The sequence below is a fragment of the Xenorhabdus anantnagensis genome (assembly GCF_028598555.1).
Taxonomy (GTDB): domain Bacteria; phylum Pseudomonadota; class Gammaproteobacteria; order Enterobacterales; family Enterobacteriaceae; genus Xenorhabdus; species Xenorhabdus anantnagensis.
In genome coordinates this window covers 40,229-54,982 of the sequence record NZ_JAQRFN010000009.1, presented here as the reverse complement: position 1 = coordinate 54,982, position 14,754 = coordinate 40,229, and the positions used below count along the sequence as shown (strand labels likewise).

8 protein-coding genes and 3 tRNA genes are annotated in these 14,754 nt (G+C 43.2%); 5 read left to right on the top strand and 6 right to left on the bottom strand.

Going from position 1 to position 14,754, the window contains the following annotated elements; translation table 11 throughout:
- Positions 1 to 311 precede the first annotated feature (311 nt).
- Positions 312 to 488, top strand: a complete 177-nt coding sequence (locus PSI14_RS08805) for a hypothetical protein (RefSeq protein ID WP_273575560.1) — start codon at positions 312 to 314, stop codon at positions 486 to 488.
- Positions 489 to 510: 22 nt separating this feature from the next.
- Here PSI14_RS08805 and PSI14_RS08800 read toward each other — a convergent pair whose 3' ends face one another.
- Positions 511 to 1,944, bottom strand: coding sequence for a 4-hydroxyphenylacetate 3-hydroxylase family protein (locus PSI14_RS08800; RefSeq protein WP_273575559.1), 1,434 nt, complete (start codon positions 1,942 to 1,944; stop codon positions 511 to 513).
- A 464-nt stretch (positions 1,945 to 2,408) separates the two neighbouring features.
- A tRNA-Gly gene (locus PSI14_RS08795) sits at positions 2,409 to 2,484 on the bottom strand.
- Positions 2,485 to 2,813: 329 nt separating this feature from the next.
- On the opposite strand from PSI14_RS08795, the gene PSI14_RS08790 reads away from it, so the two are divergent.
- Positions 2,814 to 6,194, top strand: a complete 3,381-nt coding sequence (locus tag PSI14_RS08790; RefSeq protein ID WP_273575558.1) for an indolepyruvate ferredoxin oxidoreductase family protein — start codon at positions 2,814 to 2,816, stop codon at positions 6,192 to 6,194.
- A gap of 153 nt (positions 6,195 to 6,347) precedes the next feature.
- On the opposite strand, the gene PSI14_RS08785 is transcribed toward PSI14_RS08790, so the two are convergent.
- The 4 genes from PSI14_RS08785 to orn all read right to left on the bottom strand — a co-directional run bounded on the left by PSI14_RS08785 (position 6,348) and on the right by orn (position 9,186).
- Positions 6,348 to 7,784 carry an NAD(P)/FAD-dependent oxidoreductase gene (locus tag PSI14_RS08785; protein ID WP_273575557.1) on the bottom strand — a complete coding sequence of 479 codons (1,437 nt, stop codon included), beginning with the start codon at positions 7,782 to 7,784 and terminating at the stop codon, positions 6,348 to 6,350.
- A gap of 377 nt (positions 7,785 to 8,161) precedes the next feature.
- Positions 8,162 to 8,237 (bottom strand) — tRNA-Gly (locus PSI14_RS08780).
- 53 nt (positions 8,238 to 8,290) lie between these two features.
- Positions 8,291 to 8,366, bottom strand: a tRNA-Gly gene (locus PSI14_RS08775).
- Between the two features lie 274 nt (positions 8,367 to 8,640).
- Positions 8,641 to 9,186 carry an oligoribonuclease gene (gene orn / locus PSI14_RS08770; protein WP_273575556.1) on the bottom strand — a complete coding sequence of 182 codons (546 nt, stop codon included), beginning with the start codon at positions 9,184 to 9,186 and terminating at the stop codon, positions 8,641 to 8,643.
- Positions 9,187 to 9,297: 111 nt separating this feature from the next.
- On the opposite strand from orn, the gene rsgA reads away from it, so the two are divergent.
- The 3 genes from rsgA to mscM all read left to right on the top strand — a co-directional run bounded on the left by rsgA (position 9,298) and on the right by mscM (position 14,750).
- Positions 9,298 to 10,356: a small ribosomal subunit biogenesis GTPase RsgA gene (gene rsgA / locus PSI14_RS08765; protein WP_273575555.1), complete on the top strand. Its 1,059-nt coding sequence runs from the start codon at positions 9,298 to 9,300 to the stop codon at positions 10,354 to 10,356.
- A gap of 94 nt (positions 10,357 to 10,450) precedes the next feature.
- A complete protein-coding gene (gene asd / locus PSI14_RS08760; RefSeq protein WP_273575554.1) occupies positions 10,451 to 11,371 on the top strand; it encodes an archaetidylserine decarboxylase in 921 nt (306 codons plus the stop codon).
- A gap of 25 nt (positions 11,372 to 11,396) precedes the next feature.
- On the top strand, positions 11,397 to 14,750 hold the full coding sequence (gene mscM / locus PSI14_RS08755; protein WP_273575553.1) for a miniconductance mechanosensitive channel MscM: 3,354 nt from the start codon (positions 11,397 to 11,399) through the stop codon (positions 14,748 to 14,750).
- The last annotated feature ends 4 nt before the right edge of the window (positions 14,751 to 14,754 follow it).

Here is a 14,754-nt window from a genome sequence, read left to right as displayed (position 1 = left end):
AGTCTCCTGTGGATAACTCTGTGTAATAAGACGAGCATCATCAGGTGACTCAATAGAGCGGTAATGTTAAATTCTGTGGATAAAAAACAAGGATTGAATTCTAGTAGAAAACACCAGAAATCAGCAGCGAAGTCATAGTCCACTCATCCATTCTAGACGCTAATGGAGAAATTTTCCTCTGCCTCTTCAAAAATGAGGCGGCATTATGGGCTTGTTGAAGCAGGATAGCAAGCGCTTTATTGACAATTTTTTTTGAGTGAAATTGTATTTTTAATAGGGGGTTATATTTTGGGTGAGATTAAGGTGATTATGTGAATATAAACCCGTTGAAATATAATATATTGCTTGCAATAAGTGCCAACATCTCCACGCTGGCACTATTTATTACTAACTACTTTATTACTAACGACTTTATTACTAACTACTCGCTACCAACTACCCCTTACCAACTATTCCCACCGACAATGTCCCATAACCAAGGTCAGTAGGTTTAGTAGATAAAAAGCCAGATTAAAGCATTCTTATTTGCTCAACCAATGCCTTTGATGCTTCCCAATCATATTGTTTGTAAAGGCTCCCTAACGTCTGATAAGGAGCACCTGCATAAAACAATTCATATTGGTGATGCCTTGAAGCACACTCTGACCCAACCGCATCCCACACTAGCCTCATTAACCTGACTCTTTCGACAGGGGAAACAATTGACGAATACTGGGTTTTCTCAATTATTTCTAAAATTTCATTATTTTCTAAATCTGCCTCGCCTGATGGCAACATCAAAATACCGCCACCAGCCAATTTCCTTATCGTTTCCAATACATTGGGATATATTGACTGCGAAATAACCCGATATGTACAAAGCAGAGTTGTATCCGGCAGATAAAACCCGTTATAAACTTTTGGGCAATGGAGTGCGCTATTTAACAGCCCCTCAATATTCATTGCATAACAGGCTAACTGTGCAAGTGATTCCTTCACTGCGGGGAGCTGGGCAACACCGTTTGTTTCAGCCATAGTTTGAGCCAAACCGGCTAAAAAATGTAATTTGACAGCATAACGGGCCAGACTTTGGATATCCATCATCGTTTCTGCAGCAGTTGAGTCTATTTGCTTGAGACACATTTCAATGTCTTCGAAAACAAATACCCTTTCCCAAGGCACCAGCACATCATCAAAATAGAGCATTGAATCATTTTCATCAAACCGGGACGATAGTGGATAATCCTTGGGATTTGCGCCTAATTCGTAAGATTTCCTTGAAATGATTTTGATACCTTGCGTATTAAGTGGCATAGCAAAAGAGAGAGCATATCGCTCATCCACTCCCTCTTTGAAGGGAAAATACGTACCAATCAAAACTTCATCTGCCAGAGCTGCTCCCGTTGCCAGCATTTTTGCTCCTCTGACAACAATCCCCTTCGCATTCTTTTCCACCACACCGAGAGTGTGATAAATATTTTTAGTGTGTTCACCAGGTGTTTTTGAGCGATCACCTTGTGGATTAACCAACGCATAAGTCAAATAAAGGTCGTTCTCACTCACATAGGAAAAATAATTCCGCAAAGCATTAGCCCGTTCCTGTGAATAAGATTCAAACAATTCAATATGCGTTATCATTCCGGTAAGAGCCGCTGCGACATAATCGGGGCTTCTTCCAAGCCAACCAACCGTCTGCTTCGCCCATTCATAAGCAGCATGACCACGAGCAATTAATTTTTCTGGTGTAGACGGTAATTGCCAGTACAGAGAAATCGGCTCACCTGTCCCCGTCTTAAAAGTCATACTGTCGGTATGCTTAACTTTATAATCATACAATTTCGCAACCGACCTAATAGCATTTCTGAACGCGGGATGATCCACATGATTTGTGATTTTCTCCCCATTAATAAAAATAGTTCGTCCATCACGCAGATCATCAAGATATCTTTCTCCGGTTCTTATCATCTTTTCTACACTCCTATCCTTAACGACGATTTTTGAAAGGCCAAGAAAAGAAGTTTTTTAATCAGCACCGGCGATTAATAGACAAAGATAATTGTCGCTATTTAAGGCAGACATAACGACAATGCATATACATATCATCAGAATATCGCTGAAAATGAGGATCTACTAGTTAGTGCCACCGATACCTACAGTGATTATCCTAAAACCGCAGGTTTCCAATGATGATCATGGAGATACATTACCTTCCCAGTGCAAACAAAAAAGAACTTACTTTTCAACACACTGGGATATATTCATGTGGATTGGCCAGAAAAGCGATATCAAATTCCGGCATCATAGTGATAACGAATAACAGATGGATTAACTTAATCAACAGAAGTTATGGTTTTAAGCGAGGTTTATTAAAATTTCACGGACTGAAAATATAGGAAATAAATAATATAGAAAAAGAGAATGAAGAGAATTGGAGCGGGAAACGAGACTCGAACTCGCGACCCCAACCTTGGCAAGGTTGTGCTCTACCAACTGAGCTATTCCCGCATTTGATGGTTAAGATTATTAACCTGAGATGCAACCTGCATATCAGGAATGGGCGCCATTATGAACATGTTCAAATAAGATGGCAACCCCTTTGCATCCACTTCCGCGCCAAACGCTCAAAAGATATTCGTCCGAGTTTGATACAAAAAATCCATACCGTAACGCCAGTAGTTATCTTAAATACCCAACAGCCAAGAATTAACATTAAATAAACAACTAACTAACATCTAATAAGATTTATGGTTGTCGTAAGTATTTTGTAGAAATAGATTAGCATCGATTTTGGTTGTTACTTAGATGATTATTCTCCTGAGAGAGGGTCAAAAATTATGGCTCGATATTATCAATCTAAATTTGTCACGGGCACTGAAGCGCTGGTTGACCTTCTACTCGCTCAAGCTGAGCTAGATGAAATCCATAATCTCAACACAGCAGGGTTTGTTTCGGGCTATCGTGGTTCACCTTTAGCCCGTTTAGATCAAACATTATGGCAACACAGCAAAGAACTTATCCAAGCCAATATTCGTTTTCAGCCTGCTGTCAATGAAGATCTTGCCGCCAATGCATTGATAGGAACACAAAAAGTCGAAACAGATCCTGACAGGCAGGTTAACGGTGTTTTTGGGATGTGGTACGGCAAAGGGCCCGGCGTGGATCGTTCTGGTGACGCGCTCAAACATGGCAATGCCTATGGTTCCTCTCCGCACGGAGGTGTGCTTGTTATCGTCGGGGACGATCATGGTTGTGTCTCTTCTTCCATGTCCCATCAATCTGATCTCGCAATGATGGCGTGGACTATGCCCATTTTACATCCTGCATCAATTGCTGATTATCGTGATGTCGGCTTATGGGGCTGGGCGGCATCACGTGTAAGTGGTGCATGGTTTGGTTTTAAGGCAATCAGTGAAATTGTGGAAAGTGGTGCTGTCATAGAAAGTAAGCCATTCCCTGATTATAAAATTCCGCAGGTTGATCCTGGCCCTGATGGGCTGCATTGGCGCTGGCCTGATCTCCCCGGCCCGCAAATTGAAAAGCGCTTGTCTTATAAACTGAAAGCCGTTGAAAATTTCGCTAAACTTAACCCCATTGATTACTTACTCGCCCCTTGCGGGCATCCACACGCTTTATTAGTCACTGTTGGCAAGGCTCACAAGGATGTTATGGAAGCCCTGCGTGCCGGAGACTTAACGCCTTCAGAACTGGCCCAACAAGGCGTTGCCCTTCTCCATGTCCGTTTGGTTTATCCTTTATCACCGCTTCTCTGCGAACTCGCCACTCAAGTCAATAATATTTTTGTCATTGAAGAAAAAACCGCCATTGTTGAAATGCTGCTAGCACATCAATTGGTTAAATTACAAAAAAATACCAACCTGATAGGTAAGCATAACCATCTTGGTGAGAAATTGTTGCCCACTGACGTTGAGTTACGCCCCTCACGGGTTGCCGTTCCACTTTCAGGATGGTTACAGCAATTCAATCTATTTCTTTCCGTTCCTCCTGAATGGTCCATAAATCCCATTCAGCACGATACCTCTTTGCCAAAACGCACACCTTATTTCTGCGCCGGGTGTCCTCATAGCACTTCAACGCGCTTACCGGACGGTAGCCAAGCCCAGATTGGCATAGGATGCCATGTTATGGCAGCGTGGATGGATCGCAACACAGGAAGCGGCCTCTTGCCAATGGGGGGAGAAGGTATCGACTGGATAGGACATGCTCCGTTTGTGAATCGCTCCCATGTCTTTCAAAATCTGGGAGATGGCACCTATTTCCATTCTGGTCACTTAGCCATTCGCCAATCTGTCGCTGCGGGGAGCCATATTACTTACAAATTGCTGTTCAATGATGCCGTGGCAATGACAGGTGGGCAGCCGCTGGATGGAAATATTACTACATCGCAAATTGCTTCTTTGATGTTGGCAGAAGGTGTGAAAGAAGTGGCTATCGTGACGGATGACCTTGATAAATACAAAGGTAAAAACAACCTTCCTGCCAATGTGAAACTTTATGAACGGGATTATCTCGAAGATGTGCAAAAACGTCTTCGAGATATCGTTGGCGTGACAGTAATCATCTACGATCAAGCCTGTGCCACAGAGCTACGCCGCAAAAGAAAGCGGGGCTTGGTGCCAAAAGTGACGAGCCATGCCATCATCAATGAATTGGTTTGTGAAGGATGTGGAGACTGTCAAATACAATCAAATTGCCTCGCCGTCATTCCGGTTAAAACGCTTTTAGGCACTAAGCGCAAGATAGACCAACATATTTGCAACTCAGACCTCTCTTGCCTGAAAGGATTTTGCCCCAGCTTTATCACGGTCGAGAATGCCAATCCACGGGCAGATCTCAGTAAAATCATCCCGCATACTGAGTTAGACAAAATTATCCGCAAATTGCCACTACCAACACTGGCTTCTGCTGAAACTCCTTATGAAATCCTGTTAGTCGGTATCGGCGGTACAGGAATCATTACCGCAGGGCATCTGCTTGCAAATTCTGCACAATTGGATAATTGCTTCGTCAGTTTGCTGAATTTTACTGGTTTTGCTCAAAAGGGAGGGGAAGCCATAGCTCATGTTCGGTTATGCCATGATCAGGACAAACTACACCAAGTCAGGATCGATCGCGGACGTGCCAATTTGATCATCGCCGCTGATTTAGTGGCAGCAACAGGGCAAAACTCACTGGAAGTGATGTCGAGAGGATCAACAAAATGCATACTGAACACCCATGAAACCCAAATCGGAACTATGCTTCGCGCCCCTATGCTGGATTTGGATCATCGCAAAATGCTAGATACCCTTAGTCAACACACACAGACATTGCGCTCCATTGATGCAGAAATGATGGCTGCCCAGCTAGTTGGTGACAGGGATCAAACAAATATCATATTAATTGGTTACGCTTGGCAGCTCGGTAAAATCCCAATCACATTATCTTCCATTGATAATGTCATTCAGGAACTAGGCCCCTCCGCCGATAATGCTCGGCGAGCTTTCTATATAGGCCGAATCGCGGCAGCACAACCAGATATTCTGCAAAAAAAACTCAATATGGCTTCGTCAGAAAATATAAAAAGTCTGGACGATCTCATTATGCATCGGTATCAATTTCTAGTGGATTATCAAAATGAAAGATATGCGATGCATTATCTTAGTCGTGTTGCCCAAATCCAAATGGTGACTCAGCAGATCGATGCAGAAGAAATCACTAAATCTGTTGCTGAAAATTTATTCAAATTGATGGCCTATAAAGATGAATATGAAGTCGCCCGGCTCTATGTCAAAACCGATTTTTTCGATAAGCTCCGCTCGCAATTTGATAATACGGATAATATCCGCTTTCATCTCAGCCTTCCGCTCTTTAATCGCAAAGATCCCCGCACAGGCCAACGAGGAAAAAGGGAATATGGCTCGTGGATCATTCCTTTATTGCGTTTCCTTGCTGCATGTAAACCACTGCGTGGTACTGCTTTCGATATTTTTGGCTATCAGGAAGAGCGTAAGCAGGAAAGAAATTTGCTGCTTGAATATGAGCGATTAATTGATATTTTGATCGAAAAAATGGATCGCTATAATTTGATAACCTGTCAGCAACTCGCAGAGCTTCCCAATCAAGTCCGTGGTTTTGGTCATGTGAAACAAAAAGCGATAAAAAACATGATGGAACGTAAGGAAACATTGCTGAAAGAATTGCAAAAAGTGATGTGATAATACGTGTTGGACATTATTGATAATAATGTCCAACACTTTTCGAGATTCTGCTTTTCTTCATAATCCATTATTTCCAGCAATTTTCATTCCTCCCAACTATTCATTTTTTCCAACTATTTATTTTTCCAACCACTCATTTTTTCCAACCACTCATTCCTTCCAACAATTGTAATAATCACGTAACCGCTTTGTTATCTGCTCGTCATGACAAGAAAATGCAACTAAATCAGGGGGAGGAGTATAGATAGCATCAATAGATTCAACTTGCGCACGATACTTATTAAGTAAACATTCATGGATTAATTCATTCCACCCCGGTCTAATATTCCAGAGACATTCATAACCCATCGCTGCCGTTTGCTGTGCCGCCTCCAAAATGGTCATATCTCGGTCAAGTCCGATTAAGGGTCGACGAATCGGTGTAAAATCCCCTAAGTCAATCTCCAGATTAGGTAGCCCCATGAGTGCATTCGCAGCATAATCCGCCAAAAGCGGGGATTGGTGTAGACCATCCCGATATGTCCCAGTCACAAGCCACAATCCATCTATGCCACACTCCCCAATCAATGGAAAACCATCAGCGGAGATGGGCCTATTGCCAACCTGAATTGCAAGAACCTCTGCTTCAAACAAATCAACGTTTATCTGATTGTAAGCGCACTCCACAAGGAACTGTATGGTAGCAACTGTCGCATGTGTACGAGGTTGATTGGACAAAAGATTGGTCGCGCCGACGTAAAGAACACCATCACCACGCGGAACACAATGTAGCCCACAAGCAAATGCACGATTAGGTGTACGAATCACTGATGTTGGTAATTCATCGGGATTTTTAACTTTGAGTAAAACAGACACTCCATAGCCGGCAAAAAGCGGAGGAATTTTCTGCACGATAGAAAGTTGGTCTGATAATATATCGAGTGACTGCACTCCTGCCGCAATAACCACTTTATTTGCGGTAAAGCGCGCTCCATCGACAGTTTCAACGCCCGTTATGGTTCCATTTTCTGTGAGAACGCGTTTAACATTGTTATCGACAATCTCTCCCCCTTCCCTGAGAAATGCAGCATCCAACATTTCAAGCAATATGTGGGAATTAAGGGCATGTTCTTCTGAAATATAAAGTCCTTTTAGCGAACGCACCAAATCATTAGCTTTCATTCCCTTAATCGATTGCGGATCAACAACCTCATAAGGTTCATTATACTCACGAAGAGTACTCTCTATAGCATCATAATTAACACTATCAACAGCAGCCATTCCTGCGGTATTAAGAATGACATGAGTGCCTTTTGCGGTAAACAGAGGGCGGGTATCCCCCGAAGATGCGACCAAACGCTGCGCCCATATTGACCAGCGATCCTTCGCAATACGATCCATTTTGAGTTTCAGTTTTCCATAATCGCTCGCGACAAGCCCGCTGGTCACTTCACCAAAACAACCATTCATTGCCCCTGCGGCTTTTGACGCCGCATTACTACGATCAAGACGTCCCAACCTGCATACTTTCAATTGGCGACTAGCAAGTTCATACGCAATCGAACCTGCAATAGCCCCAGATCCTACAACAATGACATCATAGTTCATCGGCTCTACCTCTTCACATTGATAGATAAACGTCCCTAAGAAACTCTTAGAGACAGATTAAAGATGCTTTGCAGACCAGCTCGGTTATGGAGAGTGCTTCCGTTATGAGCTTATTTTCACTTTAGGGAGAGTACGACAGATTTGTTTCTTATAGTGATTATATCGAATGATTTAATCTACCAAAGGATTTTAATCTTGGTCAACATCAATATGACGCTTACGAATAGATATAAATTTATCCATATATCAATGAATGTACCACTGAGTATTCATGTGGCAGTTGGCTTTGGTTAGATAGTTTGAAAACAAAAAAAGCGCCGATGGGCGCTTTTTTTGTATGACTTGCAGACTCTTATAAAAATCTACCGTCCTGAATTTGGAGCGGGAAACGAGACTCGAACTCGCGACCCCAACCTTGGCAAGGTTGTGCTCTACCAACTGAGCTATTCCCGCGTTTATCATGGCTTCTGTCAGCCAATTCTTTCACACCCAAATAACTTTGAATTTGGAGCGGGAAACGAGACTCGAACTCGCGACCCCAACCTTGGCAAGGTTGTGCTCTACCAACTGAGCTATTCCCGCATATATTTGGTGTGCTTGTACTGTTGAAATTCTTCATCGGTACGGGGAGCGCATTATACGAGGAATTATTCTTCTGGCAAGTCCCCAAAACGTAAAAAATTGTGTTTTTTCTCTGATTGATGATTAAATCAGCAAATAATCCGTTTAACCATCAACTCAGAGAACATTTTACGTACAAGCTATTTGTATAAGCCAATTATGTACAAACCAATTACGTACAAGCCATTCACATACAAAGAATATACTAATAGCTATTGTTTATTGCTGGATATATCTATTTTTGAATAAAGTGCTCACGGTAATACACTAATTCAGCAATAGATTCTCGAATATCATCCAATGCCTGATGAGTATTTTTCTTGCTGAACCCCGACAACACCTCTGGCTTCCAACGACGAGCCAATTCTTTAAGTGTACTGACATCCAAATAACGATAATGAAAATATTTTTCCAATTCAGGCATATAACGGAATAGGAAACGACGATCCTGCCCCACACTATTACCACAAATTGGTGATTTTCCAGCCGGAATCCATTGTTCCAGAAAAGCAATGGTTGCTTTTTCAGCTTGCACATCATCAAATTGGCTCTGCTTTACACGTTCCACCAACCCACTGGCGGTATGCGTCCGTACGTTCCAATCATCCATCAATGCCAATTGCTCATCCGACTGATGAACCGCAATGACAGGCCCTTCTGCAAGGATATTCAATTCCGCATCGGTGACAATGGTCGCAATTTCGATTATGCGATCATGCTCGGGATCTAATCCAGTCATCTCTAAATCTATCCAGATAAGATTGTTCTCGCTTTTTGACATGATATATCCTAGTTTCCTTCAAAAGAGGTAGTCTGTATCCGTGATGTATCATAACGTTTTTGAACATTCACAGCGATAATCAGCAAGATAGGTGAAAATAAGTGAGGTTCGGTGGCTAAAAGTAAACTTTCCAAAGGGCAACAACGCCGTGTGCAAGCCAATCATCAACGCAGGCTGCATAAAGTTGATACCAGTAAACCAGAGATGGATGATAGCCAGTTTGGTGAGCCACAGGAAGGGCTGGTAATCAGCCGATTCGGGCAACATGCCGATATTGAAGCAGCAGATTCTTCCATACAGCGTTGCAATATCCGCAGAACAATACGCTCATTGGTCACAGGGGATCGCGTTGTATGGCGCCCTGTGCTGCAACTCCAGTCTGATGTCAAAGTTAATGGTATCGTGGAAGCGGTTCATGAACGCACTTCCGTACTTACACGTCCCGACTACTATGATGGCATCAAACCAATTGCATCAAATATCGACCAAATCGTGATTGTTTCCGCTATCTTGCCTGAACTCTCATTGAATATTATCGATCGCTATTTAGTCGCATGTGAAACACTCAATATCGAGCCTTTGATCGTACTCAATAAAATCGATCTGTTGGATGCCGAAAGCCGTGAATGGGTCAATGATGTCATGAATATCTACCGCCATATCGGCTACCGCGTACTGGAAGTTTCCAGCTATACTGATGAAGGTATCCCTGAGCTTACCTCTCTGCTGGCTGACAAAATCAGTGTCTTTGCGGGGCAATCCGGTGTCGGGAAATCCAGCTTGCTCAATACCCTGCTACCTGACAATGAAAAAGTTATTCTGGTCAATAATGTCTCAGATAACTCTGGTCTCGGTCAGCATACCACCACCGCCGCGCGCCTTTACCATTTCCCTCAGGGGGGAGATGTGATCGACTCTCCGGGTGTCCGTGAGTTTGGATTGTGGCATCTAACACCAGAACAAGTTACACAAGGCTTTGTCGAATTCCGTGAATATCTGGGAGGATGTAAATTCCGTGATTGCAAACATCAGGATGATCCTGGATGTGCCTTAAAAGAAGCGTTGGAACAGGGTATCATTGCTGACGAACGTTTCGAAAATTATCACCGGATTCTAGAAAGCATGGCACAGGTTAAACCACGCAGAAATTTCACAGACGGTCAAAAATAAGACAATAATTAACGATACCCTGACATTCAAAATAATGGCAGGTACAATAGTCGCCTTTTGTCCAATTTGCCAAGAAAAGATCCAAGAGGTTCACGTGCTGGATAATTTTAAAATCAGGCTACAATATTTACTTCCAAAACAATGCATTACCAACCTAGCAGGTTGGTTTGCCAATAAAAAGGCTGGCTGGCTGACACAGCTTGTAATCAAAGCTTTCGCCAAAGCCTATAAAGTGGATATGAATGAAGCCAAAGATCCTTCATTTACTGCTTACTCAACATTCAATGAGTTTTTTGTCCGTCCCCTCAAAGAGGACATTCGCCCTATTGTCAATGAAACCCACCAATTGGCTCAGCCAGCAGACGGCACAGTAAGCCAGCTTGGGGCGATTCGCGAAGATCAGATTATTCAGGCCAAAGGCCACTATTACACGATAGAAGCACTACTGGCAGGACAGTATCAACTGGCCGAACAGTTCCGCAATGGTCAATTTATCACGACTTACTTATCGCCAAAGGATTATCATCGTGTTCACATGCCATGTGACGGCGTTCTTCAAGAGATGATTTATGTTCCCGGCGATCTGTTCTCAGTTAATCCATTGACAGCAGCCAATGTACCAAACCTGTTTGCACGTAATGAACGTGTTATCTGTTTATTTGAGACGGCATTCGGGCCAATGGTACAAATTCTGGTTGGTGCTACTATTGTGGGCAGTATTGAAACCGTCTGGAGCGGTTGTGTCACACCTCCGCGTGAAGGGATCATCAAACGCTGGACCTACCCAACAGAGGGCCAAGAGGGTGTGGTTTCCCTCAAAAAAGGAGAGGAAATGGGACGTTTCAAGCTGGGTTCAACCGTTATCAACCTGTTTGCGGCTAATCAGATTAGTTTTGCCAACAACTTATATAGCGGTTCACAAACCCGCATGGGAACTATGATGGCGCAAGCCATCACATCAGAAGAATCCTCAGTGAATATTGATGAATCAATGAATAAAGATATCGTCAGCTAATTTTAGATCCATGGAGCCCCTTATTGTGCGCCTGATTATCAGTTTACTGTTCAGTCTCTTAATTACGAATTCGGCTTTTGCCTCTGTAATGCCGTTGGATGAAAACCAACTGAAGCAAGAATTAAAGAAAATTGAAAGTAGCAAAAGCTTACAAGGCTCTGAAATCGCTCAAGCACGTCAAGGGGTTGCCAGTTGGGTTAACAAGGCCAAGACCGCCAATGAGAATACCCAGAAGTACAAAAAAACGATTAATGAATTTCCTAATATCACCCAAAAATTACATCAGGAAATTCTTGCTGAAAGCAATACCAACATATCCATACCAGCCAATCAGACTATCAGTCAGTTAGAGCAAAAAATCACCCAGACAAATAACGAATTACAGAAGCAAAAACTCCAATTACAGAAAGAACTGGACAAATCCAAAAAAATCAGTGAGTTCATAGAAAAACTGCCTGAACAACAGACTGAGGCAAAGCGTTTGCAGGCTGAAGCGGCTTCCCGGCTTCAGTCTCTGAGCTCACCTTCCTCGCCACTGGACTTGACGCAACTGGAACTAGCGCAAGCAGAAGTCAAGGCTCATAACGCTATAATCAATGAGCTGAATATAGCTCAACTTTCTGTCAATAATCGTCAGAAAATTGTGCACATGCGCACCGATTTATTCAAAAAACGCTCTCAACGACTGGAGACTAAACTCCAGCAATTACGCCATCAGTTAAATATTCTACATCAGAAGAAAACGGAATCTGACTTAGAGAATACAGAAGTGCTGGCAGAACAGAGTGGAGAAAACATTCCAGAATTCTTGCGGGATGAAGTCCAGAAAAATCGCAGATTGTTGCAATTAACTGAGCAGCAAAGGGAGAGCTTGGATGACATTCGCTCACAACATCATCATGTAACCAGTTCTATTCTGAAACTTCACAATATACTCAACACAATCCGTGAACAAGCACAATGGCTAAGCTCTTCCGCTGCATTTAGCGAAACTTTTAGAGCTCAAATCGCGTCTATCCCCAAGATGCAAAAAATCCAGCAAATTGACAAAGATATTGCCGAATTGCGTCTCAGCAAACTGAAATATGAAGGTATGCGGGAAGACATACAACCCTCAAAATTATTTCTCTTGCAGACATTACCTTCAAATAATTCACTGACGCCAAAACAAAAGGAAACCTATAACTCATCTATACTCAAACAGGAAAAGCTATTAACTTCTCTACTCTCAATATATGACAGTAAAATACTGGAACTGACAAACCTCAAGATAAGCACCAGCCAATTAAATGATACTTTAAAAGAAGTAAATGATGCTACCCATCGCTATCTGTTCTGGGTAGTAAATGTCGATCCCATATCGCTGAATTATCCGCTATTGGTAGTACAAGATCTGACGCGCCTATTGTCTCTGGATACGTTCTCACAGTTAGGTTACGCAATCCGCGACATGTTGACCACGCAGAATACTCTGCTTTATTTGCTAGGCACTTTGCTACTGGTCTTTTTCAGTATTAGCTCACACCGCCAATATCATGCTTTTCTTGAGCGTTCCAGCAATCGCATTGGCAAAGTGACACAAGATCATTTTTCTCTGACTGTGCAAACCGTTTTTTGGTCTATTGTCGCGGCATCACCGCTACCCATGCTCTGGTCAGCCATTGGCTACGGCCTGCAAAATGCGTGGCAATACCCGATAGCTGTAGCAATAGGCGACGGTATAAATGCAACAACCCCGATTTTGTGGGTCTTTATGCTCAGCGCAGCATTTGCCCATCCCAATGGTTTATTTATCGCACATTTTCGCTGGCCGGAAGAACGTATAAAGCGGGCTATGCGTTTCTATCGTCTTTCCATTTTCCTGATCGTGCCTCTTATGATGGCAATGATCGCCTTTAATTATTACGACGACTCAAAATTTATCCCAACCCTCGGCAGGCTGTGTTTTGTCATGCTGTGTATTGCACTGAGTTTAGTCACCAACAGCTTAAAGCGGGCCGGTGTTCCACTCTATCTGGACAAACATGGTTCAGGCGAAAATATCGTTAGTTCTGTTCTATGGTGGATTCTGCTCTTTGCTCCAATCCTGGCGGCACTTGCTTCTATCCTTGGTTATCTGCGAACCTCACAAGCGCTATTGGTGCGTCTGGAAACTTCTGTCGCCATCTGGTTCTTCTTGCTGGTCATTTACCATATAGTGCGTCGATGGATGCTGATCCAGCGCCGCAAAATCGCTTTTGAACGGGCAAAACAACGCCGTGCGGAGATATTGGCCCAGCGTGCTAAAAGTGAAGAAGATTCAACCAACATCAATAGTAGTGTAGAGGGTTCAATCGAAGTTGAGGAACCCGTCATTGATTTGGATGCCATCAGCGCCAAATCATTAGGATTGGTGCGTTCAATTTTGGCAATGATTGCGCTAGTTTCTCTGATCCTATTGTGGTCTGAGTTACATTCAGCCTTCTCTTTCCTTGAAAATATTCGGCTCTGGAACGTCAGTACAACCATCAACGGTGTTAATAGCATTCAGCCAATAACCGTAGGCTCAGTGTTAATTGCAATTTTAGTTATTGTCATTACTACGCAACTTGTCCGTAATTTGCCAGCCCTGTTGGAACTTGCTCTATTACAACATCTGGTGCTGACACCGGGAACAGGTTATGCCATTACGACACTGACCAAATACAGCATTACGCTCATTGGCGGTTTGGTTGGTTTCTCTCTGGTGGGAATTGAATGGTCGAAACTACAATGGCTGGTTGCTGCAATGGGGGTTGGGCTTGGTTTTGGCTTGCAGGAAATTTTCGCCAATATCATTTCCGGACTGATCATCTTATTTGAAAAACCGATCCGCATTGGTGATACCGTGACTATCCGTAATCTGACAGGCAGCATCACAAAAATCAATACGCGGGCAACAACGCTGTCTGACTGGGACAGGAAAGAGATTATCGTTCCCAATAGGGCATTTATTACAGAGCAATTCATCAACTGGTCACTGTCTGACACAATTACCCGTATCGTCCTGACGATCCCAGTGCCGGCTGATATTGACTCCGCCTATGCCACCGATATATTAACGTCTGCCGCCAAAAGCTCACCATTAATTCTTGATAACCCGATGCCGGAAGTGTATTTAGTGGATTTGCAGCAAGGCATTCAAATTTATGAACTGCGTGTCTACGCCGCAGAGATGGGGCATCGTATGCCTGCCCGTCATGAAGTACATCAACACATTTTGCAGGAATTCCGCAAACACGATATCACTTTGCCATTCCCACCATTTCAGGCACGTGTTGATATTTTTGGGCAAGAAATCCGCAGTGCGACAACTAACTACACGGGTCGTAATCCTCCACGTAAACCGGGAGCACTGTAACCTT

Coding starts and splice junctions, on each gene's coding strand:
- PSI14_RS08800 (WP_273575559.1), bottom strand. CDS start 1,944: ATGATAAGAACCGGAGAAAGATATCTTGATGATCTGCGTGATGGACGA.
- PSI14_RS08790 (WP_273575558.1), top strand. CDS start 2,814: ATGGCTCGATATTATCAATCTAAATTTGTCACGGGCACTGAAGCGCTG.
- PSI14_RS08785 (WP_273575557.1), bottom strand. CDS start 7,784: ATGAACTATGATGTCATTGTTGTAGGATCTGGGGCTATTGCAGGTTCG.
- orn (WP_273575556.1), bottom strand. CDS start 9,186: ATGTCAAAAAGCGAGAACAATCTTATCTGGATAGATTTAGAGATGACT.